Source organism: Algoriphagus winogradskyi (assembly GCF_900182815.1).
GTDB lineage: Bacteria > Bacteroidota > Bacteroidia > Cytophagales > Cyclobacteriaceae > Algoriphagus > Algoriphagus winogradskyi.
The window spans coordinates 403,189-427,909 of the sequence record NZ_FXUA01000002.1; the positions used below are offsets into that span (position 1 = coordinate 403,189).

The window sequence follows — 24,721 nt, forward strand, 5'->3', positions numbered from 1 at the left end:
GCTTTAAGTTATTTGATTATGAAGAATCTTCACGTTCAAATTGATATGCATTCAGGCTTCTGCTTTGGGGTAGTTTATGCTATCGAGATGGCAGAAGATATTCTTGATGAGTCAGGACATTTGTATTGTCTTGGAGATATTGTCCATAACGACGAAGAAGTAAACCGTCTCAAGAGAAAAGGGTTGAAGATTATTGATCATGAAGTCTTAAAGGATTTGCGTGATGAAAATGTATTGATTCGAGCTCATGGAGAGCCTCCAACTACTTATGAGTTGGCTATCAAAAATAATCTTACGCTGATCGATGCAAGTTGCCCTGTAGTGTTGAAGTTGCAGCATAGAATCAAGAATTCATTTGATAAAGGAGATTCCATTTATATCTATGGCAAGCACGCTCATGCTGAAGTGATAGGGCTTTTAGGTCAAACAAATAATGAGGCGGTGGTATTTCAGGATATTTCTGAGCTTGACTTAGAAACTCTTCCTAAAAACATCACGCTGTACAGCCAAACTACCAAGAGCACAGATAAATTTTACGAGATTAATGGTATTCTCAAGGACAATGGCATCACTGTCAATACCAACGATACCATCTGTAGGCAAGTGTCCAATCGGGACAAAGAGCTTCGCGACTTTGCTACAAAGTTTGATAAGATTGTATTTGTCAGCGGCACGAAATCTTCCAATGGTAAAGTGCTTTTCAACGTTTGCAAAGACACCAATCCAAATACCTATTTCGTTTCTAACTCTGATCAAATAGAAAGCGATTGGTTCACCGAAAATGATCAAGTTGGAATCTGTGGCGCTACTTCGACGCCTATGTGGCTCATGGAGCAGGTGAAGGAAAGAATTCTGACTTTTTGAGAAAACATTCCCAACTTGCCAGTATGAAGTCAAGAATCAACGATGCGACTGTTGACCCCAAAGGTGTTTTGATTGCTTTAGTAATTATAGGCCTGTGGTTTTCAAGCTTAATTTTTCTTTTGAATTATCAGATTTCCTGGCTCGATCCCCTTGTTTATTTTGGGGTTTTAATTCAAATGCACCTCTACACTGGGCTTTTTATCACGGCACATGATTCGATGCATGGACTAGTATCTTCTCATAAAAAACTTAACAAAGCGATAGGTTGGTTTACTGCCTTACTTTTCTCCTATAATTTCTACAGCAGGCTCTTTCCAAAGCACCACGAACATCATCGTTTTGTAGCTACTGACCAAGATCCGGATTACCATGATTCTGACAATTTCTTTGCCTGGTATTTCAGCTTCATCAAACAATACGTGACTATTTGGCAAATTCTCCTGATGGCGGTGACGTTCAATATTCTGAAACTTTATCTTCCTACCGAGAATTTGATCGTATTCTGGATGCTTCCAGCTGTGCTTGCTACATTTCAACTTTTTTATTTTGGAACCTACCTCCCCCATAAAGGTGAAAATGACAACAAGCATCACTCAACAACACAATCTAAAAATCACTTCTGGGCTTTTCTAACCTGTTATTTCTTTGGATATCACTACGAGCATCATGATTCTCCGGGTACTCCTTGGTGGAGGCTTTGGCGGATAAAAGAAGCTCAAACTATTGAAAAAGGGTAATTCCACATCACTTATCTAATATTTTAAATGAGGTCATTTCTACTTGTATTATCTCTTTTTTCTATATCAACGATAGCTCTTTCCCAAGGCATCATTCGTGGTAAAATCACTAATCCAGTCAACAACGAGCCAGTTGCTTTTGCAAATGTGCTTGTATTAAATACTGAATTAGGAGCCATTTCAGATGAAAATGGTTTATATGAAATCTCAAATGTTCCTCCCGGTTTATATAATGTGCGAGCGAGTTTTGTTGGATTCAAAACCAAAACGCAATTCGAAATCCAAGTCACGTTGGCCCGCCCGGTTCAATTAGACTTTGATCTTGCGGAGGATGCTTCTGAGCTCTCAGAGGTAGTAGTCAGTTCTGAGTTTTCCAGATCAGAAGAAACTCCTCTTTCAGTCCGAAGACTTAATTCTAATGAGATTGAACGTTATCCTGGCGGCAACAGGGATATTTCAAGAGTAATACAGTCTTTGCCTGGGGTGGCGAGTACGCCTAGCTTCAGAAATGATATATTGATTCGTGGAGGTGCGCCAAATGAGAATAAGTTTTTTGTCGATGAGATAGAAGTTCCGGTCATCAATCATTTTGCCACCCAAGGATCATCTGGAGGACCAGTTGGGATATTGAATGTCAATCTGATTAAAAATGTGGACTTGATTGCGGGTGGATTTCCCGCCAATCGTATGAATGCGCTCAGCTCTTTTTTTGAATTTCAACTTAAAGAAGGACGTAGAGATAAAATGGCTACTCAGTTGACTGTGGGAGCTTCAGAATTGACTTTGTCTAATGAAGGTCCACTTGGAGAAAAAACAACGTATTTGCTATCAGCTCGACGTTCCTATTTACAAGGTCTGTTCAAGCTGATTGGTTTACCCTTTCTCCCAACTTTCAATGATTTTCAACTGAAAACCACTACTAAAATCAACGATAAAACAGAGCTTACTTTCATCGGAGTGGGAGCAATAGACAAGTTTGTGTTGAATGAGGATATTCCCGATGATGAAACGGAGGAGGAGCGGGAAAACCGCCTTTATCTTTTGAATGTGCTACCTGTTCAGAATCAGTGGAACTATGCGACGGGAGTCAGGTTGAAGAGATTTAGAGAAAATGGTTTCTGGACGTTTGTGCTCAGCAGAAATATGCTCAACAATCAGTCGGTGAAGTATGCTGGCAATGACAACAGCAGCGAAGACAATTTGCTTTATAACTACCTGTCTCAAGAATCTGAAAATAAATTTCGGGCGGAGAACAGTATTTTCAAAAATGGATATACGTTCAAATATGGAGTTAACTACGAGTACTCCAGGTATTACATCAATAATTTTGACCGAGCCACCCTTGCAGGTAGCGGACAGGTGATTTCTGTTGAGTCTACTAGTAACTACAACACGTACGGTGGCTTTTTATCAGCCAGTAAAAATCTCTATGACGAGCGTTTATTGATCACGGGAGGAATAAGAGTGGACGGAGCTGATTTTGGAGAAACCGCCCAAAATCCCCTCAATCAGGTCAGCCCTAGGATTTCTTTTTCTTATCAGTTGAAGCCTAATCTCTTTGCTACCGCCAATGCAGGGATTTATTATCAGAAGCCTTCGTATACTGTTTTGGGATATCAGGATAATGATGGGCAGCTAGTCAATCAGCTCAATGATGTGCTTTTTATTAGAAATTCTAAATTGATCGGTGGAATAGAGTGGCTGGTCCCTGAGAAAAACCGTCGTTTTACCGCAGAGGTATTTTATAAGAAATACAGTAATTACCCATCCTCCCTTCGAAATGGAATTTCTCTGGCAAACCTAGGCGCTGATTTTGGGGTAATTGGAAATGAGCCGGTGGAGTCCAACTCAGAAGGTAGAGCCTATGGATTGGAAATGCTTGCCCAGCAGCGTCTTTTCAATAATTTCTATGGAATAGCTGCACTTACATTGGTTCGCAGTGAATTCACCAATCCTAATACAGATGGCTATGTGCCCTCCTCCTGGGACAATAGATTCATCGTCAGTTTGACAGCCGGTAAGCGTTTTGGGAAGAATTGGGAAATTGGGGCGCGATGGAGATTTTTAGGTGGCACACCTTACACGCCATATGATTATGATGAATCAAGTTTGATTAGCAATTGGGATTTGAGAAACCAACCTATTTTGGATTATTCTCAAATCAATGCCATTCGATTGAATGGTTTTCATCAGTTGGATCTAAGATTGGATAAGAAGTATTATTTCAATAAATGGAATTTGAACTGGTATGTGGATATTCAGAATGTGTACAATTTCAAAGCTGAGCAACCGCCTCTATTAGTGCCGACACGAGACGCTGAAGGAAATATTTTAGTAGATCCAGCGGACCCAAGTAGATACCAATTGAAATTCATCAACAATCCAGCAGGTACTGTTTTACCTACAGTAGGGTTAATTGTAGAGTTTTAAGTTAACCCTAGTTGGTAGAGTAATTTTATTATTCGATCGGACCTTACCTCGATTTTATCGCTGCTGTAGATGTATTCTATCCAATGTTTTTGCTCCGGTTTGGGCAAGTTTAAAAAATGGTCATACTTCCCAGGATCATCTTTGAGGCAAGCAATAAGTTCTTGAGGAAGTTTTTCTGGGACTTCTTCCTTATACAAACGTATTAAAACAGTATCCCCCTCATTTTTGCCAATTTTTGATCGAATGACTTTAGCTAGAGGCAGGAAAATATATCCATTTCCCATCGGCATAAGGTGTTTCCCCTCAAAGGAAAAATCATCGATCGTACCTGAGACTTTCATCATTCCAAAAGCTTTGGAAGAGGTCATAATTTCTTGGGGAAATTTCACATAGCTCCAGCCACCTTTTCCCTCCATTCGCTCAATAAAAAATTCACCTTCAACTAATAGTAGCATAAAAAAAGAGCAGGTATTACCTGCTCTACTTATTAGTTTATATTACCAAATCGCCATCTGATATTGAGTCCGAATACATCTGCGAAAAAATCTGTATCCTCAATTATACGAAGTGTAGGTCTCCAGTCAGCTCCAATTACGATAGGCACATCATCAAAAGCATATTCAATACCTACTTCACCAGCCACTCCCAAAGAGAATGGATCATCGATGTAGAGTGAAGGACCAAAACCCGCATACCAGTTGAATTCACTTGAGCCTACAGGTCTGTACAAGGGGTTCCAAATTAGGTCAATGCCTACACCTGAACCAAAACTTACGTCGCCGTGAATTCTACTGAATTCCCCAAGTGCAAATACACCATCGATAGCCACGTTATTTCCGCCGAATTGACCAAAACGGATACCTAGTTCCTGAGCATTACTTTCAAGAGATGCTCCCAATCCAAAAAACAATACCAGAGTTAAAATCTTTAAATACTTCATTTTAATATGGGATATATTATAAATAGAAAATACTACTTACAAATATTCACTTTTTTCTTTAATTATTCGTTTGGGGATAGATATTTATAAACAATTCCAGCTAAAACGGCCCCTACTATAGGAGCTATCCAGAAAAGCCATAATTGCTGTAAATAAATGCCTCCTGCGAAAATAGCCTGTGATGTACTTCTAGCAGGATTTACTGAGGTGTTTGTCACAGGAATGCTGATTAAATGAATTAAAACTAAGGCTAAACCTATAGCAATTCCAGCGAATCCAGCTGGTGATTTAGGATAAGTTGACCCGAGGATTATCGTTAAAAACATAAAAGTCATCACTACTTCTGTGATGAGTGCTGAAGTTAAGTTATATCCTCCTGGAGATGCTTCACCATAGCCATTTGCTGCAAATCCACCTAGTTCAACTCCTGCTTTGCCGGTAGCGATCAGGTATAAAATAGATGCACCTGCCAATCCACCTAGTACTTGGGCAATGATGTAGCCAAGAACATCCTTACTCTCGAATCGCCCACCTATCCAGAGCCCAACGGTCACAGCTGGATTGAGATGGCAACCTGAAATATGGCCGATTGCATAGGCCATGGTCAATACAGTGAGACCAAATGCAAATGAGACGCCGACAAACCCAATTCCCAATTCGGGGAAACCTGCCGCTAAAACGGCACTGCCACAACCCCCAAGCACTAGCCAGAGAGTCCCGATAAATTCTGCTACGAGTTTTTTCATAAAAATATGGTTTATTGTTAGTGTACATAATTTAAAAATAATATTTGTAATATAGTTTATATGTATGCTTAAAATTTTGTAAAATACTATTTATCGATTTATGGTTTGGTTTTCTTTCTGTTATGTTTCTCTATTTCCTGATTACTATTTTTAGCTTTATAAGGCTTCTCCGTGGAATTGCTGACTGAGTTCCAACATTCTATTTAGATGGCTCGAAATGTGAGTAATACTTCTACCTACCTATCTTACCAAGACTAGTAAAACAATATGAAAATTTTTGAATGTGGGAATTGTGCTCACCCCCTTTATTTCGAAAACGATCACTGTGAAAAATGTGGACATCTTACTGGTTATTCCAGCATTACCTCTACAATGCTCACTTTTGATCCCAGCAAATTTCCTCTTATTTCTGATCGAAAAGGGAAGGCTTATAAATACTGCGAAAACAAAGATCTGGGAGTATGCAATTGGCTGATTCCAGCAGAGGAAGACCATGAGTTTTGCACGGCCTGTGAGCTCAATCGGACTATTCCAGATTTATCTGATGCAGAAAATTTTCCCAAATGGCAGAAGCTTGAGGTTGCAAAACACCGACTTGTCTATCAATTACTCAAACTTGGACTAGCCATCCCACCTCAGGAGACAAATCCCGAGGTTGGGCTTTCCTTTGATTTTATTTCCCGGCAGGGAGACAATCAGATCATGACCGGCCATGCAAATGGATTGATCACAATCTTGCTTTCTGAGGCGGATTCTGTCCATAGAGAGCAGATGAGAAAGCAAATGTCTGAACCTTATCGTACGCTAATCGGGCATTTTCGCCATGAAGTAGGTCATTACTTTTGGGATAGATTGGTGGCTACCAATGAAAAAAGACTCACAGAATTCAGAGAACTATTTGGTGATGACCGCTTAGATTATGGGGAAGCGCTAAAGAATTACTACCAAACGGGGGCTCCTGCAAATTGGCAACAGCGATATATCAGCCAATATGCCAGCTCGCATGCTTGGGAGGATTGGGCTGAGACATGGGCACATTATTTACACATTATGGACATGGCCGAGACTGCTTATTATTATGGAATATCCGTTAATCCAAATGTGAAAGAAAAGAGTTTAAGCGGGTCATTCACTTTCGATCCCTATGAAAAAAGAGACTTTGAAAAAGTCTACCAAAGTTGGGCACCTATCTCATTTGCTATTAATAGTCTGAACAGAAGCATGGGAGTACCAGATGCGTATCCGTTTGTGGTAAGCTCTGCTGTGGTGACTAAAATGAAATTTATCCATACGCTCATTTTTAATCTCTGAGCAGGCATTGCTACTTTTTGAAAAAAAAGTAAACTGCTAAAATTAAGAATATAGAGCCAATAAGGTGATTCAGGCGGAAGGTTTCGGTTTTAAATGCGATTAGGGAAAAGATCATAAAGATTACTAAAGTGACTACTTCTTGAATCACTTTCAGTTGTACTAATGAAAATGGACCGCCATTTCCATCAAAACCAATTTTATTGGCAGGAACTTGGAAGCAATACTCGAAGAGCGCAATTCCCCACGAGATTAAGATGATCGATACCAAGCCAAGCTTGCTAAACCATTTCCATTCAGCAAACTTCAGATGGCCATACCATGCCAAAGTCATGAAGGTATTGGAAAGAATAAGCAGTACAATCGTGAGGAGGGCCTTCATTTGCGAGTAGTTATAACCGCGCGAATTTCCACATTTTAACGATCGCTTGTATACAGTAGTTAGTCCAATTTTTTACCGTTTACTACCACATTTTTCACTTCAAAACCTTTTACAAAATCTGGTTCGAAATCAGCTTTTGCTGCACGAATATTAAGATTTTCGAAGGTAAAGTCTGAAAGTCTATCATGCCCTGTGATCGCTACATCGAAAAATATGTCGCATTCCAAGTCCATATTTTTCATAGTGATATGATCGGAGTAGGAAAGCGGTACTTCCTCTTTTCCTTTGAGATCAAAGAACTGAGTCCACGGCTTAACATAAATGAAGCTGCGAACTTTTCCTGTAATATTCTCCAGAGTTATGTATTCATAATGCTGCGGGGTGTCTGGGCGCATTTTCAGCCACAGTAATCGAACAGCATCCTGCACTTTGATATTCCGCATGATCACATTCTTGTTGTGAATCGATTCGCTTCCATTGGTTAGCGCACCATGGCAAAATCCAAATTCGCTGTCTTCTATGATGATGTTGGTATTTTCCCCGTTGTTTGGATCCTCATCTGCCCATGGACCTTTACCGCCCTTGAGCGCTATGGCATCATCATTTACGGCGAGATAGCATCCTTTGATCAACACGTTTGATACTACATCTAGATCAATGGCATCGGTGCTTGGAGCCTTCACAGGTTCATGAGGCGAAGTGATCGTGAGATCGAGTAATTTGATGTTTTTGCATTGATAGTAATGACTACTCCAAAAACCTGCATTGATGAGGCTTACATCTTGAACTTGAACATCATTACTTTTCCATATAAAAACTAAGCGTGGTCTTGATACTTCCAGATTGGTACAGTTCGGATCCTCTTTTCTTCTTTGCCAGAAAGCCTCCCAGAATTTTAGCCCATTTCCGTTGATTGTTCCATATCCAGAAATTGTAAAGCCATCGACTCCGTAGGCATTTACGAGAGCAGCATAATAGTCCAAGTTTTGACCTTCCATTCGTGAGGGAATCAAAGGATAATGAGCGATATCGTCCGAACCTTTCAATACCGCACCTTCTACTACATGCAAATGCGTGTTAGGTTTGAAAAATAGAGCACCGCTTAAAAACGTTCCTTTTGGTACAATCACCACTCCACCACTTTTCGCTGCTTGATCTATTACTGCTTGGATTTGCTGCGTTTGTAAAATGCTACTATCATTCTTTACTCCGAAATCAGTCAACACATATTGCTTGCCTAAGTCTTCCAATTTGACTTTGGAATAGTCATGAAACCATGAAGATATTGGCGTTCCATCTGGCCAGTATTCAGTAGATTGCTGTTGAGCAAAGGCAGTCTGAAATAACAATAGCATATACAAACATGCCGAAAGTAGGGTGCGCATTTAGGGTTTATTTTTTGATTAGTTATCTAGAAAATGATAGTCAATTTACAAGATTAGTATAAAACCTGTCTTTGCTATCAGGTAGTGTCCTGTGAAAAGGTGCTTATTTGCTGCACACCTTGTCATTCAACTGTCGTAGGCGTCATTAGTCCTGCATGCTTAATACCAATGAAACTGCGTAAACAAAAAAAAGCGACCGGGAATCTAATCTTAGTCGCTTTTTAGCTAGTCCATTTTCAGGCTAATCCTCTGAAGTGAACTCTAAATTTTTAGCAGAATCTTGATCGAGGTACCAGGTGAGTTCCTCACTAGATGGTTTAACCAAGGATGCTGGATAGTTGGCATAATCTCCTTCCAACATGACAATTTCTTTCACCTTGTCCGCTTTGTTCGCTCCAGTGACAAGGAAGGCAACTGCTTTGGCGTTATTCACAATTTTACCTGTAATCGTTACACGCTTTTGCCCGGAATCCGGATGAACTGCGACCACGCAATTCTCTTTCGAGTCCCATAATTCAATATTGTAAGGAAAGATAGAAACCGTATGTCCATCATCTCCCATACCTAACATGACCAAGTCAAATTGAGGAATACCGTTGACTATGGGTAATTCACTTTCTAAGACTTCGCTATATCGAATTGCTTCTTCCTCAGGGTCATTTTCTCCCAAAACCCGAAAGATATTTTCCTCCGGCATATCAATTTTGGACAATAGATGATCCACTGTCATTTTGTAATTGCTTTCAGAGTCAGTAGGAGGAACACAGCGCTCATCACCCCAGTAAAAGTTGATGTTATCCCAAAAGATTTCTTCACCAAGCTCCTCAGCGATGTAATCAAAAATAACTTTTGGAGTACTTCCGCCAGAAAGGGCCACATGGATTTTTTCTCCAGTGTCAGACATTTCCTTGAGCATGTATGCAAATTCTTCTGCCAAGCTTTCTTTCGAACTTGAAACGATGATATTCATTTTGGGATAGTTTTCTTAAAAATACATTAATTCAAGGCTTTCAACTTAGAGAATGCAGAAGCCAGTTTCGTCGGTAAGACGTTTTCCAGGATTTCTCCAGCCAAAATGCCCTTCAAACATGTCGTCTGAATTTCTTGGTCCCCAAGTTCCTGCTGCATAGCCATAGGTTGGAACATCCTCATTTTGCCAGTATTTCAAAATTGGATCTACGAACCTCCAGGCAGCTTCCACCTCATCAGCACGAGCATAAAGAGTTGCATCTCCTTGCATAGCATCCAGAAGCAATCTTTCGTAGGCATCCATAATCTCTGCAGAGTCAAGATCGGAATAGTAGAAATCCATATTTGCCTGCTCCACATGGAAGCCTAGGCCAGGGACTTTCACTCCAAATTTGATCAGAATTCCCTCGTCTGGCTGAATACGGATGATGATTTTGTTGTCTTTTTTATAGGCATCTTGGCTTTTGAAAACCTCATGCGCTGGAGACTTAAAGTGGATTACCACTTCAGTCACTTTTGTCGGCATATACTTAGCTGTTCGCACGTAGAATGGGACATCTTTCCAGCGCCAGTTGTCTACAAAAAACTTAACTGCAGCAAAAGTCTCTGTTTTAGAATCAGGATCAACTCCATCCTCTTCTCTATAGCCTTTTACTTTTTCACCGTTGATAGTCGAAGCTACATATTGGCCCTTCATGGTATGCTTTGAGAGCTCTTCATCACTTGTCATTATTCGAAGTGATTTCAGCGCCTTGACTTTTTCATCACGGATTTCTTCCGCACTCGAATTGATAGGCGGTTCCATCACGATCAGTGATACCACCTGAAGCAAATGGCTTTGGAACATATCCCGAAGTGCGCCAGACTTATCATAATAGCCTCCACGCTTTTCTACGCCTACGGTCTCGGCATTGGTGATTTCCACATGATGAATGTATCTGCGGTTCCAGGTAGGTTCGAAGAGGGAATTGGAAAAACGAGTAACCAATAAGTTCTGGACAGTTTCCTTGCCCAAATAATGATCAATTCTATAGACTTGAGGTTCATTGAAATACTTGTGCAAACCTGCATTCAACTCCTGAGCAGTTGCCAGACTGTATCCAAATGGTTTCTCAACAATGATTCGCTTCCATCCATTTTCTTCCGTTGTAAGACCCGCTTCGCAAAGATTCTTGGCTATTACTTCGTATAAACTTGGAGGTGTAGAAAGGTAAAATATGTAATTATGGTCACAGCCTTTTTCTTCGTTCAGCTTTTTAATTCGTTTAGCTAAACCATTGTATTTGCTATCATAATCGTCTCCTAAGTCTTCATAAAATAGCTTTTCTGCAAAAGCTGAGATGTAGTCTTTTTCTTCCTTACTGATTTTATCCTTCAAAAACTCGCTTTCCTGAACTACTTTCTGTCGGAATTCCTCATCCGTCATCGCACTTCGGCTAGCACCCAAAACCACAAAATTTTCTGGAAGATGCTTTCCCTTATAGAGGTTATATATTGCCGGAACCAGTTTTCGTGCAGTCAAATCACCTGACGCACCAAAAATTATAAGCATCTGGTTTTGTGTTTTTTTCATTTCTTGAGGCGTATTTTTATGGTTTTTGTATCAAAACCCTGCTTTGGGCGGTCACAAATTTATCAATCTTACTAGAAAGCCAACCTTCAATCCATTAATTTTGGAGGCAATAGACGCAAAAATAACCCATATTTATTTCTAACCTTGCAAGCTGGTAGGCTTAGAAGCAAATTTGAAAAACAACAGAAAGAAACGATGGAGTATAAGAATTACGATTTTGGATTAGTTGGCCTTGGAGTGATGGGGCGAAATTTTATTTTGAATGTTGCTGACAATAATTTCAGCGCCTTTGGATATGATTTAAGCGAAGCTCAGGTGAAGGCTATGGAAGTGGAAGCTGAGGGCATGGACAATGTGAAAGCTACTACGGATGTCAAAACTTTTATTCAGGCTTTATCCACTCCGAGGAAAATCATGCTTCTAGTGCCAGCTGGAAAAATCGTAGATAGTGCGATAGAAAACCTACTTCCGCTTTTAGACAAAGGTGATATCATTATAGACGGCGGAAATTCATTTTTCACGGACACAGATAGAAGAGAAGCTTATTTGAAAGAGAAAGGAATTCACTTCTTTGGATCTGGAGTTTCTGGTGGAGCTGAGGGTGCGAGAAAAGGCCCTAGCATCATGCCAGGTGGGGACAAAGAAGCTTACGAATATGTGAAGCCAATTTTCGAAGCAGTTTCTGCAAAATACCAAGGCGAACCATGCGTGGCTTACCTAGGACCAAAATCAGCAGGTAACTATGTGAAAATGGTTCATAATGGCATAGAGTACGCCATGATGCAGCTGACTTCAGAGATTTACGATTTGCTGAAAAAGTCCTGTAATCTATCGAATGAAGAACTTCATCAAGTTTACGACACGTGGAACAAAGGCCGTTTGCAATCATTTTTGGTAGAAATCACAGCAGAGATCTTCACCCAAAAAGATGAGTTGACTTCAGCTGATTTGGTGGATATGATTTTGGATAAAGCCAAGCAAAAAGGCACAGGTAAGTGGACTTCTCAGAATGCGATGGATTTGGGAATTCCTGTTCCAACCATTGATATGGCTGTGAGTATGCGTGAGATTTCTGCCTTGAAAGACGAGCGAGTTCAGGCGGACGAATTGTATACTCGACCAGAAGTAGCTCATGTCAAGAAAGAGGATTTAATCGCTCAAGCAGAACAGGCCTTATATTTCTCCTTTATCATCGCTTATGCACAAGGATTGCATCAGTTGATGTATGCTTCCAAAGATTACGGCTATGATCTGGATATGTCCACCATTGCTAAGATCTGGAGAGCAGGTTGTATCATTCGTGCTGGATTGTTGGCCGATATCGCGGAAGCTTACACTGCGGATAATTCCATTCCAAATTTGTTGCTTTCTCCTTCTTTCGTTCCTAAGGTGCAAGGTACTTTGCCAGCAGTTCGTGAGGTAGTTGCTTTTGCTGCGAAAAACGGAATTCCTGTTCCGGGACTTTCTTCAGCATTGAGTTATTTTGATGCCTATACCTCTACAAAACTTCCACTAAACCTGATCCAGGCTCAGCGAGATCACTTCGGATCACATACCTACGAGCGAACTGATCGTGAGGGAATTTTCCATACGGAATGGGGGAAATAGGAGTTGGCAGATTTTAGAGATCAGTTTTCAGTCACAGTCTCCAAAACTACTAGTATCAATAATACAAAAGTTCGCTAGGAGTATTGGCGAACTTTTGTGTTATCATAGTCGCTAGTCCTGCTTCTGGAGAAGCAGGACAACAGCATCAAAATTTCTCCTTGTGCTCGCTGCGAAACCTCCGTGTTCTCTGCGGTTAAAACCACTCTGCTGAAAAGCAAAAAAACCTCCCGATCGCTCAGGAGGTTTTTGCGTTTATATACCGGACTATAATTCTTAATAGATCACTTTTACCATGCTCGTGATGACAGAAGCCATACGGATGGATTCGAAGATTCTTTCTTCAGTAGTTCCCAATTCGATTAGGTGATTCTCGTGAGAAGCCACGCACATTTGGCAGCCATTTACAGCAGAAACTGCCGTAGAGATCAATTCGAAGAACTCTTTTCCTAACACAGGATTCATCATAATGTTCATGCGAAGTCTGGCAGGGATTTGACCGTACTTTTCCTTTTCCACAAAGTGACGGAATCTGTACAATACGTTATTGCTGCTAAGCAAGGAAGCACAAGCTACTGCTTCACCGATCTCGGCAATAGTAGCTTCGTTTTCCTCGGCTAATTTTCTAAAAAATACCTGAAGGGGATTGTTTGCCGCGTTAGCTGCAAGTGCCAAGCCCATCAAAGCAACTTCCTTTTGGTTTAGCTTATCCCCTTTGAGGATAGTCTTGAAGTTAAGTTTCAAATCTTTCACATATCTGGAATCAGCATCGCCCAGATTTCTCAAAGATTCATTGGTAAATTCTTCATTCAAGCCAACTACCTCTAATAGTTCGGCTACTGATTGATTAATATTTAATACTTCCATGGTGTCAGATTAAGGTTTGAAACAAGCAAAGGAGACCTTAAGACCTCCTTTGCTGCTTTTAGGTTTGAGATCTGAATTAGTTCAGGTTCAATGTAGCTTCTCCTTTTTCCCAGTTGCATGGGCAAAGCTCGTCAGTCTGAAGCGCATCAAGTACTCTCAATACTTCTTCTACATTTCTTCCTACAGAAAGATCGTAAGCAGATACCCAACGAACGATTCCTTGAGGATCGATGATGAAAGTAGCTCTATAAGCGATTTTTTCAGATGCTTCCAGGATACCTAGCTCTTCTGCAAGAGACTTAGAAGTATCGGCTAGCATTGGGAATTTAAGGTCACGAAGATCTTCGTGGTTGTTTCTCCATGCCAAGTGAACGAATTCAGAATCAGTAGAAGCTCCTACCAAAACTGCATCTCTGTCTGCAAATTCACCTGCATTCTTGTTGAATTCAGCGATTTCAGTTGGACATACAAAAGTAAAATCCTTTGGCCACCAGAACATCACCATCCACTTGCCATCGGCAGTGTGAATATCGTTGCTGATCGTCTTGAATTCTTGTCCTTTTTCTCTAGAAACTACTGCGGTTTTTTCGAAGGCCGGGAATTCAGCTCCCAAACCAAGCATACGGCTTGTCATAATATTGTAAGGTTTAGTTTTCAAATTTCTTACACAAAGTTGTCTCACATTTTCTCATTAATCAAATTAATAATTGTTATCTCTTTATAACTTTGAGTTATATGACCCTGTATCAATTAGAGTATATCGTCGCCTTAGATAATCACCGCCATTTTGTGAAAGCTGCTGAAAGCTGCCATGTCTCCCAGCCAAACTTGACTACGCAGATAAAAAAATTGGAAGAAGAGATTGGAGTCAAAATTTTTGATCGCGATGCCAAGCCTGTAAAACCCACAATAGCTGGCGAGCAAATCCTTCTAAAAGCCCGCCAAATTCTTAGTGAAGTGGCCGATTTAAATGAATTTGTCCAAGATGAAAAGGAGTCTTTAGATGGCACCTTTACCATTGGGGTGATTCCCACGATTGCCCCTTACTTACTTTCGCTGTTTTTGCCAGAATTTGTCCGAGCAAATCCAAAGACAAAACTGAAGATCCGGGAGCTTCAGACTGTGGAAATCATCTCAGAACTTCAAAAAGGCACACTGGACATCGGGATTTTGGTCACTCCGATTGAGGAGAAATCCATTCGGGAGATTTCACTTTTCAATGAGCCATTCTTGCTCTATTTACCAAAAGATCATCCGCTTTGTAAAAAATGGCATATTACCCCGTCAGTTTTGGATCCAAATCAAATGCTGGTTTTGGATGAAGGACATTGTTTTAGAGAGCAGACCTTAGCGATCTGCGAAAGTGACAGAACTAGAAATAACTTTGGTTTTGAATATCAAAGTGGATCGATTGAATCTTTGATTCGATTAGTGGACAAAGGAGTTGGGTACACACTTGTACCGGAGATGGCAGTCCTGTCTGAATTTGGGAATGAAAGAATCCGAAGATTTGACTCTCCGGAGCCCGTTCGTGAAATCAGTCTCGTTGTACACAGTAGCTTTACCAAGGAAGCTTTGATCGAAGTTTTACGAGCGAGTATACTAAAATCAATCCCAGAAAGATTTCAAAAGATAGATCAATACATCAAAGTAAAATGGCGTTGAGACAGCAAATTTTGGTTTACCCAACTTTCAAACGAAGTTCCCCTTGTCTTTTTACCACCTTCAATTCGAAGTGTTGGTTGATAAAAGCTTTGCAATGATTTTCTGCCCATTCCGCTCTGGATTCGGTATCAAAAAGTAAAGTCATTCTAAGCATGGTTTTCACATACTGCTCATAGATCCCAAGCTCACGGGCATAAACTACCAAAGCAGCCGACCAATCCTCTTGAAACTTCTCCAAGTGAGTTCTTCCATCAAAAAGCATTTCCAATTGATTATCTCCATGCTTATAGCGATAGATACCACAAAGTTGACGGTAGATTAAGCGAACCCGATCTCTAGGGAATTCGAAAGTATCAAGTATCTGAACATAAGTCTCATCCATCAACTGAAGCGGATTATACAGGGACGTATAAGATAGCTTCAATTCAAAAACCATTCGATCAATTAGTTCTTCTTCAAGCACAGACTGTGCCTGACGAAGGATGTAATTTTTGTCTAATGGAAAGAGTTTTTGGATCATGCTGCGCAAAAATACGAAATTATCTTTTTAGGATGGTTTTAAATTATGCTTTTTGCCCATCATTCGAACTTCAACATTTTACAATTATTATTAAAAACCTTCTCCAGAAGAAGAAACTACTAAGGCTGTCTTTGCCTTCGCTCAGGCAGACACCAGACATCCAACACCCGACATCGGGCATCCGGCACCCAGCATCTCACCCCCAATCTGCTGGTCTCCTCGCTTCATACTTTTCAATCTGATCTAGTAAATCCACTGGATCGTCCGAGACAATCAGTAACTCATCCTGCTCAGGGTACATGAACCCTTCTTCCATTGCATGGCTCAAAAAAGCTAGGAGTTTATCATAATACCCATTCACATTATAGAGTGCCAGAGGCTTCTGGATGTAATGAAGTTGGTTTAGCGTCATGATTTCAAAAAGTTCTTCCAGGGTGCCTATCCCGCCCGGCATTGCAATAAACGCATCACCTCGCTCTGCCATCAGCCATTTTCGATCCCGCATAGTCTCAACTATGATAAGTTCAGTACATCCTCGGTGTGCTACCTCTCGATCTACCAATTTCTGGGGAATGATCCCTAACACTTCCTTTCCAGCTCCAAGCATTTCATCCGCGATCACACCCATCAAACCTACTCTTCCCGCTCCATATACTAGTGTGTGATCCCGTTTGATCATTTCCTGAGCAAGTGCTTTTGCTCCTTCTTCATAAACTGAACTTTTGCCTTTTCTGGATCCGCAATAAATGGTGATTTTCTTCATGATTTTGATCAAACGTTAAATTCGAAATTACATGTTTCTATTTTTTAATTCACAGGCATAAGGAAGGTTTTACAAAAGCTTAATGGTACTGAATGAAATGGTGTTTGGGATTAGTATTGAATATAAAAGTTTTCAAAAGTATCCTGAAAAGCGTCTTCATTGATAGTAAATACTCATATTGAGTCCGCCTTCGCTCTTCTAGCCCATCAATCAAGGGAATTATATTTAATGGTATCATGGCAGGTATTCATTATCCACTATTTTTGAGGTATGAAAATTTGCTTTGCTACAAACAACCCGAAGAAAATTGAAGAAGTAAAGGCTGCCCTGGGTGATAGCTTTGAAATTGTATCATTGAAAGATATTGGTTGTCTGGATGAGCTCCCTGAGACTGGCGATACGCTGGAGCATAATGCTTTTCAGAAGGCAAAGTATGTCAAGGAGCATTTTGGGGTGGACTGCTTTGCAGATGACACAGGGTTGGAAGTAGATGCATTGGAAGGCGAACCAGGAGTTTATTCCGGGCGCTATGCCGGTGAGCCTAGAAGTGATGAGCGAAATATAGATCTCTTGCTTAAAAAGCTTGAGAATACTTCATTGAGAACGGCTCGATTTAAGACGGTCATTGCGCTTTTGCTTGGTGAGGAAGAGTACAAATTTGAGGGAGTTGCTGAGGGAGAGATTTTGCGAAGCAGAACTGGAGCGGGAGGATTTGGATATGATCCTGTTTTTCTTCCGACGGGATATCCAAGATCTTTTGCTGAGATGAATTTATCCGAAAAGAACGCAATTTCTCATCGCGGAAAAGCCGTCGCTGAGCTTATTTCCTTTTTGAGCCATATATAATTCTGTAAAAAGAAGAAAATCACCTTAACTTTGCCTCATGCAAAAACCATTCATCGTCGGTATCACAGGAGGATCAGCTTCAGGGAAAACACTTTTTTTAGAGCGATTGCTTAGTTCATTCGAGGCTGGTGAGGTTTGTCTGATTTCTCAGGATAATTATTACAAGCCGAGAGAGATGCAGCCGATAGACGATCATGGAGTTCATAATTTTGATCGGCCGGAAAGCATAGATTTTGAAGAGTATGCAGCTGATATCCGCAAAATTCAGGCTGGAGAAACGGTTTACAGAGAGGAATACACTTTCAATAACGCAGCTAAAAAGCCAAAAATGTTAACTTTTTCCTCTGCACCTGTGGTAGTTGTGGAAGGGATTTTTGTGTTGTATTACCCAGAATTGGCTAGTCTTCTAGACCTTAAGGTTTTTATAGATGCCAAAGATCACATTAAGCTGAAGCGAAGAATTATTCGTGATAAAGTGGAACGCGGATACGATTTGGATGATGTGCTGTATCGCTATGAGCAGCACGTGATGCCGACTTACGAGAAATACATCAAGCCATTTATGAACGATGCCGATTTGATCGTCCCTAATAATCATAATTTTGATAAAGCACTCGAGGTTATCCGCACCTACTTACGTGTTAGGACATCTTAATTATACTGTTAATTGCCTGATTTACATCATTTTGTTCTGAATTCGTAATCCATAATCAGAAAATCTAAGATGAGAAATGGTCAATTTAAATAATTGGCTATATTTGCGCCGCATGAAAGCAACAAAACGAAATAGCAACTTATTCCAACAGCGCATTACTGTGATGCTGGCTTTGCTGTTCTGTTTATTTATTTCAAGCGTAGAATATGTACCTGAAAATGTTGCAGTAGTCAAAGTTGAAAAACAAGACAAAGCTTCCTCAAATGATCAGGAGCAAACTTTTTTAAATGTGGCGGTGGATGCCGTGGTCCCATTTGTAGTTCATGTATCTCACAGCTTACTTTACCTAATTCAGGATGTCGTAAGATTTGATGGAGGTACATTCATCACCGAGTCCACCTCAGTCTTTCAAGCAAACCAGCTCGTAGAAATACTTTTTGAGCGAATAATATCCACCAAAGGACCCTGATTCCAAGTACATCCCGAATCATCCAAACGCTTACCTTTTTATAGGTTAAGCTATAAATCTGTATTTACAATCAATTAATAATTTCAATTTCTCATGCAAAACAAAGGTGTCATTGTGTTTTTGACAGTGATTGTTACAGCATTATGCTTGTACTATCTGTCATTCACATTTGTATCAAACAATATCCAAAAAGGGGCTCAGGAATATGCGACTGACGCATCTGGCAACGTGGATTTTTCTAAAAGACAAAGCTATCTTGATTCTATCTGGAGAGCTCCGGTTTACAGCTTTTTAGGAGCTGATTATACTTTCCAAGAAGTAAAGGAAACCGAACTAGGATTAGGTCTTGACCTTCAAGGCGGTATGCACGTTACTTTGGCAGTTTCCCCAGTGGAAATCGTAAAAGGACTTGCTGGTAATCCTAAGGATGCGGCTTTCAACAAATCTGTAGAAGAAGCTCGTGAAGAAGCTAAGACTTCGACAGCAAAATATGTGGATCTATTCTATGCAGCTTTTCAGAAGAATAGCCCAGGTCAAAAATTGAGCGGAATCTTCGCTACTGCAGCCAATAGAGGCCGAATTTCTTTGGAGTCTTCTGATTCTGAAATTTTGGAGATCATCGATAACGAGATTGAAAACGCAATCGAGCGTTCATTCAACATCCTTAGAACTCGTATTGATAGATTCGGGACTTCTCAACCAAACATTCAGAGAATTCAAGGATCTGGTCGTATCCAGATCGAATTACCAGGTGTAGACAATCAAGAAAGAGTAAGAAACTTGCTTCAAGGCGTAGCAAAGCTACAGTTTTGGGAAGTAGCTGAAACAAATGAAATCGGTGCAGCGCTAGAAGCTGTGAATAGTGCCTGGGTAGCTGCCAATCAATCAGCAGAACCTGCAGCTGCAGACACTGTATCTACAGAAAATCTGACAGGTGAGGATTCTCTAAGAAATGCCTTAGAAAAGCAATTGGCAGAGATCGATCCGTCTAGATCTGGTGATAACAGTGTTTCTCCTCTCTTCAGCTTACTTAAGCCTAATTACGGACTAGCATATGAGCTTCGTGATACGATGGCAATCAACCGTATCATCAAAAATGAGGATTACAAAAACCTATTACCAAGAGATATTAAGCTCCTATGGGCAGTTAAGCCTTTTGAGGCAGAAGATGGTACTGAAACGTTGGAGCTTTTTGCAATTAAAGCTGAAAGAGGAACGGACGAAGCACCGCTTGAAGGTGATGTAGTGACTGATGCTCGTCAGGCTTTGGATCAGACTTCCAGACCTGCAGTGTCCATGCAGATGAATGCAGATGGTGCTAGAAAATGGAGAAAATTAACTTCTGAGAATATCGGAAGACGAATTGCCGTGGTATTAGATGACTATGTTTACACCGCTCCGGTAGTAAATGGCGAAATTCCTTCAGGACAATCTGAAATTTCCGGCAACTTCACCCTACAAGAGGCTCAGGATTTGGCAAACATCCTAAAATCAGGTTCTCTTCCAGCTCCTACGCAAATCGTAGAAGAAAGCATCATCGGTCCAACCTTGGGTAAAGAAGCATTGAACCAAGGTTTGATCTCCATGGTGGCAGGATTAAGTATTGTGGTGTTATTCATGATGGCTTATTATTCAAAAGGTGGCTTGGTAGCTATCGCAGCATTGGTGTTCAACATCTTCTTTATCTTAGGTATCCTGGCTCAGTTAGGAACTGCCTTGACTTTGCCAGGTATAGCAGGTATCGTATTGACGATAGGTATGTCCATTGATGCGAACGTATTGATTTTTGAACGTATCAAAGAGGAGCTTCGAAATGGCGTTGGCTTGATCGCTGCGATCAATGCAGGTTACAACAAAGCTTTCTCAGCGATTCTCGATTCAAACGTAACGACTTTCCTTACAGGGGCTATTCTTTATGCATTAGGCCAAGGCCCAGTAAAAGGTTTTGCAATCGTATTGATGATTGGTATTGCTTCCTCCTTCTTCTCTGCTGTATTTATCACTCGAGTGATTGTATCTTGGATGAGTAAGAAAGGCGATAAGAGCTCCATCAGTTTTGCGACTCCATTTGCAAAAAATTCATTGAGCTCATTGAATCTTGATTTCTTGGGTAAAAGAAAAGTTGCTTACCTTATTTCCTCTTCCATCATTGTGATTGGATTGGGAATAGCTGCTGTGAATGGCTTGAAATTCGGGGTTGATTTCACAGGCGGACGTTCTTATATCGTTGCATTTGATGAGCCAATGGCAGCTTCAGATTTGAAATCAGGTTTGGATAGGGAGTTTGACGGATCGGTAGAAGTGAAAACTTACGGTTCAAACAACGTCTTGAAAGTGACAACTTCCTATTTGGTAAACGAAGATGATGCTGAATCTAACCTAGAAGTTGAAAGTAAAGTGAAAGAAGGAATTGCCTCAGTTACTGGACTATCATTTACTGAAGATGCTGAAGCTTTAGCTTCAGGTCAATTTGCCATCACAGGTTCTTCCAAAGTAGGTGCTACAGTAGCGGATGATATTAAAGCATCTTCCGTTGAAGCTATGGTTGTAGCATTGATTGCGATATTCCTATACATCTTGCTAAGATTCCGTAAGTGGCAATTCTCCTTGGCGTCTATCATTGCCTTGATTCACGATACCTTATTTGTGATTGCAGCCTTTGCTATTGCGAGTGCTTTTGGAGCTACATTTGAGATTGATCAGGTGTTTATTGCAGCGGTATTGACAGTGATTGGTTATTCTATTAACGATACCGTGATTGTATTTGACCGTATTCGTGAGAATATCGAAAGCAGAGGAACACATAAATTGGTAAAAGTCTTCAATGACGCAATCAATCAAACCTTAGGCCGTACCTTGATTACTTCATTTACTACGTTGATCGTAGTGATTGTCTTGTTGATATTTGGTGGTGAAGTGTTGAGAGGATTCTCATTTGCATTATTTATTGGGGTATTGGTAGGTACTTATTCTTCTATCTACATCGCTACGCCAATTGTAGTGGATTTGATGAAAAGAGAAATCGAAAATGAAACTGCTTCGAAAGAAGCTAAAAAGCTTGCTTAATTCTCCAGAATAGCAGCGTTTTTTTAAAGGAGCGGGTAGTGTACTCGCTCCTTTTTTATTGTCTTATAGGAGATAAAATCCTTATCTTTTGGGGAATTATTTCTACAGCTTTTAATTATCTAAAATTTTTACAAACGTAATTTTACATGAAAATTTCAAAAGAAGACTTCGAAAGTATGAAGTTAAAGTATAGTAAGGAAGTGAAGAAAGGAAAGCCAGCTAAGGACAAAAAAGGCAAGGATAAAATCGACCAAACAAATTGGATTTTTTTCAACAGAGAAACTCTAGAGGGTTTATTGGCAAAAGCTGATAAAGATCCTAAAAAAGGAGGTATTCAATTTTATATCACTGAATATACAGAAGAAGTAGCAGCTAAATATCACCCAAACGAAGTGGAACAATTAACGGGTGCTTTAACTGTAGTAATGAGAGCGGCTAACCTAAACGAAGATCAAATTACCTTGGAAAATCCCGAAGAGGATTATCAAAACAATGGTGTATTATGCCCTCCATATTGTGATCCAGAACCAACTGATTCCTAAGTATGGAAAGTAAATTTTGGCATGCTTATGTAAATTACTATACAATTACGGTGGATGTCCTGCTTTTAATTGGAATCTATTTCTTCTTGAAACTGCCGAAGGAGAAAAAGGCCAATAGTCTCTATTGGCTTCCTTTAGTGATTTTGGGCTTTTCTGTTATTTATGAGGCCTTAGGAGGATATGTCAATTCCAATTTCGAGTTTAAAAAAGCTGTAAATGAATTCTTAGGAAACACCGAGAATCCCATGTATAATATTTGGTTATACAACATTTCCAATAAACAAATCACTACAGTTCTGTTCCTGTTTTTAATTAAAATATGGATTGAACCTTCCAAGAAAAAATACATCAATTGGATGATTTCTATATTTTTGATCACAGCTGTAGTTTTTCAACTGACAGGCGTCGAACCATTGTATTTAGATCAGCCTTTTATTGCAGCTTTGGCTGCTAATATAGTTTTGGTTAGCTGTGGATTATATTTTATAGGAATGATCACCAATGATCACTATTTAGATTCCCATCCGCTTAGATTAATCTCTTTTTGGCAAACTACCATACTCTTATTCACTTATTCCTTGATATATATAAACTCCGTGGCTCGGATCTATATTTTTGGCATTAGCAGAGAGTTAGCAATTAACATGGCAAATATTGATAGAGTTTTAGGGATTTCTGTTAGAGCAATGCTGTTGTTGATAATTATTTCTCCATTTCTTAATAAGGTATTTGACAGAGAACCATTCTATGTGCCTAGTCGAAAATCCGATTTAATTTCATGATAATTTTAGGGTTGAAACTTGAGTTGTTTTAGGTGGTATTTGGCAAAAATTTAAGACCATTTATTCCAGCATTGACTTATGGATAGTAGATTGTTGGAGGCATTTAACCACTGGTTCACCATCTCCTCAAACCTATTAGTGATGGTGGGATTGATTTTTTTTATCAAGCTACCCAAGAGTCAGAAAACCAACATTAAGTTTTGGTTTCCATTTATTATTTTGGCGTTTACAGTTTCTTATGAGAACCTAGGCGCTTATACAAACTATAACTTTGAGTTTAAAAAATCAGTTAATGCCTTTTTAGGAAACATTGAATATCCACGGTTTAATCTATGGCTTTATAATGTTACAGAAAGGCAGATTGGTGCATTGCTTTTTTTAGGACTGATCAGAATGTGGTTGGCTCCTTCCCAAAAGAGATATATTACCTGGATGATGTATGCCTTCTTAGCCGTTGTCTTATTTCTTAAGCTTACAGGCATGGAATTGATGTATCTACATCAACCCATCATATTTGCTTTAGGTGCAAATATGATTTTAATTGGATGCGGCCTTTATTTCATTGGAATTATCACCCAAGAGCAATATTTGGAAAGCAATCCATTGAAACTGATCTCCTTTTGGCTGATGACATTTATTATGTTCACATTTTCTTTGTCATATATCTCCTCCGTTACTTTGTTATACCTATATTTTGTCAACCCTGTGTTAGGTAAATTCCTCCAGAATATTGGGAATTTTATGACCTTAATGAATCTGGGAGTTTTGACATTGACTATTGCCTCTCCTTTTTTGCCAATACAATTTGAAAAAGAACCATCTTATGAATCCAACTGAAGACCAGATTTACGTTATCATTTTTGCCACCTTATTTCTGGGTGGGATCATGTCCACTTTCGTTATTTCCATGGTTTTTATCCACAGACAGCGGCAGGTACAAAACCGTCAAAAAATGGATCAAATCAAATCTGAGCATGAAAAAACCTTATTAAATATTGAAAATGAAATCCAACAGGAAACTTTAACATATATAGGTAGAGAGCTGCATGACAACATAGGTCAATTACTTTCTCTTGCTAAGCTGAACTTTGGTTCTCTCAAAGAAAACAAACGGGAAGAAGGGAAAGAAATCCTTAGTCAGGCTATTCAAGAAGTGCGTGGATTATCCAAACAACTGAATCTTGATTGGGTAGAAACGCTTAGTATCAATGAATTCATTGCCCAGCAATTGGAGAGGATTCAAAATACAGGCTTCTGTGAAGCGTCTCTAGAGGCTGATTTGGAACTATTGGATTTACCCAAAGACCACAAACTTGTGTTAATTCGAGTAATCCAAGAATCTCTCAATAATGCGATCAAACATGCTTCTCCTGATAAAATTCACGTTAGCATCTATGAAAATGGGAGTAGTAAGCATATCTTAATCAAAGACGATGGAAAAGGCTTTGATACTTCCCAAGACTCGCAGGGCAGTGGAATGTTCAATCTCAGGAAAAGAATGGAGACTATTGGGGGTCAATTTGAACTGAATTCTGTTATTGGGAAAGGAACAGAAATCACTTTAACCTTGCCAAATTAGATTTTAGGATATAATTTGAAGTTGAATT

The 24,721-nt window shown here is 39.8% G+C and carries 25 protein-coding genes; 14 read left to right on the plus strand and 11 right to left on the minus strand.

The features are described 5' to 3' along the window. Positions 1 to 18: 18 nt before the first annotated feature. Genes QOL76_RS06130 through QOL76_RS06140 form a run of 3 tightly spaced genes read left to right on the plus strand, consistent with a single transcriptional unit; the run spans position 19 to position 4,031 of the window. The gene (locus tag QOL76_RS06130) at positions 19 to 864 is read left to right on the plus strand and encodes a 4-hydroxy-3-methylbut-2-enyl diphosphate reductase (RefSeq protein WP_283412151.1); all 846 of its coding nucleotides are present in this window, start codon (positions 19 to 21) and stop codon (positions 862 to 864) included. A gap of 23 nt (positions 865 to 887) precedes the next feature. Next, positions 888 to 1,601, plus strand: coding sequence for a fatty acid desaturase (locus QOL76_RS06135; protein WP_283412152.1), 714 nt, complete (start codon positions 888 to 890; stop codon positions 1,599 to 1,601). A 27-nt stretch (positions 1,602 to 1,628) separates the two neighbouring features. Further along, on the plus strand, positions 1,629 to 4,031 hold the full coding sequence (locus QOL76_RS06140) for a TonB-dependent receptor (RefSeq protein WP_283412153.1): 2,403 nt from the start codon (positions 1,629 to 1,631) through the stop codon (positions 4,029 to 4,031). Here the strand turns inward: QOL76_RS06140 and QOL76_RS06145 are convergent. The 3 genes from QOL76_RS06145 to aqpZ form a co-directional block, all read right to left on the minus strand. Then, on the minus strand, positions 4,028 to 4,486 hold the full coding sequence (locus QOL76_RS06145; RefSeq protein ID WP_283412154.1) for a DUF1905 domain-containing protein: 459 nt from the start codon (positions 4,484 to 4,486) through the stop codon (positions 4,028 to 4,030). The genes QOL76_RS06140 and QOL76_RS06145 overlap by 4 nt on opposite strands. A 32-nt stretch (positions 4,487 to 4,518) precedes the next feature. Further along, positions 4,519 to 4,971: an outer membrane insertion C- signal gene (locus QOL76_RS06150; RefSeq protein ID WP_283412155.1), complete on the minus strand. Its 453-nt coding sequence runs from the start codon at positions 4,969 to 4,971 to the stop codon at positions 4,519 to 4,521. A gap of 62 nt (positions 4,972 to 5,033) precedes the next feature. Further along, positions 5,034 to 5,717, minus strand: a complete 684-nt coding sequence (aqpZ, locus tag QOL76_RS06155) for an aquaporin Z (protein ID WP_283412156.1) — start codon at positions 5,715 to 5,717, stop codon at positions 5,034 to 5,036. 267 nt (positions 5,718 to 5,984) lie between these two features. Here aqpZ and QOL76_RS06160 point away from each other — a divergent pair, with 267 nt between their 5' ends. After that, entirely contained in the window at positions 5,985 to 7,028 is a 1,044-nt protein-coding gene (locus QOL76_RS06160) for a zinc-binding metallopeptidase family protein (RefSeq protein ID WP_283412157.1), read from the plus strand. Between the two features lie 10 nt (positions 7,029 to 7,038). Here the strand turns inward: QOL76_RS06160 and QOL76_RS06165 are convergent, their stop codons facing one another. The 4 genes from QOL76_RS06165 to zwf form a co-directional block, all read right to left on the minus strand. After that, positions 7,039 to 7,407, minus strand: a complete 369-nt coding sequence (locus tag QOL76_RS06165; protein ID WP_283412158.1) for a DMT family protein — start codon at positions 7,405 to 7,407, stop codon at positions 7,039 to 7,041. A gap of 59 nt (positions 7,408 to 7,466) precedes the next feature. Next, a complete protein-coding gene (locus QOL76_RS06170) occupies positions 7,467 to 8,792 on the minus strand; it encodes a rhamnogalacturonidase (protein WP_283412159.1) in 1,326 nt (441 codons plus the stop codon). A gap of 241 nt (positions 8,793 to 9,033) precedes the next feature. Continuing rightward, positions 9,034 to 9,762, minus strand: a complete 729-nt coding sequence (pgl, locus tag QOL76_RS06175; RefSeq protein ID WP_283412160.1) for a 6-phosphogluconolactonase — start codon at positions 9,760 to 9,762, stop codon at positions 9,034 to 9,036. Between the two features lie 45 nt (positions 9,763 to 9,807). Continuing rightward, on the minus strand, positions 9,808 to 11,334 hold the full coding sequence (gene zwf, locus QOL76_RS06180; protein WP_283412161.1) for a glucose-6-phosphate dehydrogenase: 1,527 nt from the start codon (positions 11,332 to 11,334) through the stop codon (positions 9,808 to 9,810). A 195-nt stretch (positions 11,335 to 11,529) separates the two neighbouring features. On the opposite strand from zwf, the gene gndA reads away from it, so the two are divergent. Beyond that, a complete protein-coding gene (gndA, locus tag QOL76_RS06185) occupies positions 11,530 to 12,942 on the plus strand; it encodes an NADP-dependent phosphogluconate dehydrogenase (RefSeq protein WP_283412162.1) in 1,413 nt (470 codons plus the stop codon). A gap of 273 nt (positions 12,943 to 13,215) precedes the next feature. Here gndA and QOL76_RS06190 read toward each other — a convergent pair whose 3' ends face one another. Next, positions 13,216 to 13,806, minus strand: coding sequence for a carboxymuconolactone decarboxylase family protein (locus tag QOL76_RS06190; RefSeq protein ID WP_283412163.1), 591 nt, complete (start codon positions 13,804 to 13,806; stop codon positions 13,216 to 13,218). A gap of 76 nt (positions 13,807 to 13,882) precedes the next feature. Beyond that, positions 13,883 to 14,440, minus strand: a complete 558-nt coding sequence (locus QOL76_RS06195; protein ID WP_283412164.1) for a peroxiredoxin — start codon at positions 14,438 to 14,440, stop codon at positions 13,883 to 13,885. A gap of 101 nt (positions 14,441 to 14,541) precedes the next feature. On the opposite strand from QOL76_RS06195, the gene QOL76_RS06200 reads away from it, so the two are divergent. Then, the gene (locus QOL76_RS06200) at positions 14,542 to 15,471 is read left to right on the plus strand and encodes a hydrogen peroxide-inducible genes activator (protein ID WP_283412165.1); all 930 of its coding nucleotides are present in this window, start codon (positions 14,542 to 14,544) and stop codon (positions 15,469 to 15,471) included. Between the two features lie 16 nt (positions 15,472 to 15,487). On the opposite strand, the gene QOL76_RS06205 is transcribed toward QOL76_RS06200, so the two are convergent. After that, positions 15,488 to 15,991, minus strand: coding sequence for a hypothetical protein (locus tag QOL76_RS06205; protein WP_283412166.1), 504 nt, complete (start codon positions 15,989 to 15,991; stop codon positions 15,488 to 15,490). A gap of 196 nt (positions 15,992 to 16,187) precedes the next feature. Next, the gene (locus tag QOL76_RS06210) at positions 16,188 to 16,754 is read right to left on the minus strand and encodes an LOG family protein (protein ID WP_283412167.1); all 567 of its coding nucleotides are present in this window, start codon (positions 16,752 to 16,754) and stop codon (positions 16,188 to 16,190) included. Positions 16,755 to 17,024: 270 nt separating this feature from the next. On the opposite strand from QOL76_RS06210, the gene QOL76_RS06215 reads away from it, so the two are divergent. The 8 genes from QOL76_RS06215 (at position 17,025) to QOL76_RS06250 (ending at position 24,693) form a co-directional block, all read left to right on the plus strand. Next, complete coding sequence (locus tag QOL76_RS06215) at positions 17,025 to 17,600, plus strand: non-canonical purine NTP diphosphatase (protein ID WP_283412168.1); 576 nt, start codon at positions 17,025 to 17,027, stop codon at positions 17,598 to 17,600. A gap of 37 nt (positions 17,601 to 17,637) precedes the next feature. Beyond that, entirely contained in the window at positions 17,638 to 18,255 is a 618-nt protein-coding gene (locus QOL76_RS06220) for a uridine kinase family protein (RefSeq protein WP_283412169.1), read from the plus strand. Positions 18,256 to 18,367: 112 nt separating this feature from the next. Beyond that, positions 18,368 to 18,724: a hypothetical protein gene (locus tag QOL76_RS06225; protein ID WP_283412170.1), complete on the plus strand. Its 357-nt coding sequence runs from the start codon at positions 18,368 to 18,370 to the stop codon at positions 18,722 to 18,724. Positions 18,725 to 18,817: 93 nt separating this feature from the next. Beyond that, on the plus strand, positions 18,818 to 21,790 hold the full coding sequence (gene secDF, locus QOL76_RS06230; protein WP_283412171.1) for a protein translocase subunit SecDF: 2,973 nt from the start codon (positions 18,818 to 18,820) through the stop codon (positions 21,788 to 21,790). Positions 21,791 to 21,936: 146 nt separating this feature from the next. Then, positions 21,937 to 22,332 (plus strand): molecular chaperone DnaK, encoded by a 396-nt coding sequence (locus QOL76_RS06235; protein ID WP_283412172.1) that lies wholly within the window; start codon positions 21,937 to 21,939, stop codon positions 22,330 to 22,332. Positions 22,333 to 22,334: 2 nt separating this feature from the next. Beyond that, positions 22,335 to 23,114: a histidine kinase gene (locus tag QOL76_RS06240; RefSeq protein WP_283412173.1), complete on the plus strand. Its 780-nt coding sequence runs from the start codon at positions 22,335 to 22,337 to the stop codon at positions 23,112 to 23,114. A 78-nt stretch (positions 23,115 to 23,192) separates the two neighbouring features. Beyond that, positions 23,193 to 23,951 (plus strand): histidine kinase, encoded by a 759-nt coding sequence (locus tag QOL76_RS06245; RefSeq protein ID WP_283412174.1) that lies wholly within the window; start codon positions 23,193 to 23,195, stop codon positions 23,949 to 23,951. Beyond that, on the plus strand, positions 23,938 to 24,693 hold the full coding sequence (locus tag QOL76_RS06250; RefSeq protein ID WP_283412175.1) for a sensor histidine kinase: 756 nt from the start codon (positions 23,938 to 23,940) through the stop codon (positions 24,691 to 24,693). The genes QOL76_RS06245 and QOL76_RS06250 overlap by 14 nt, the downstream gene beginning before the upstream one ends. Positions 24,694 to 24,721: the final 28 nt, after the last annotated feature.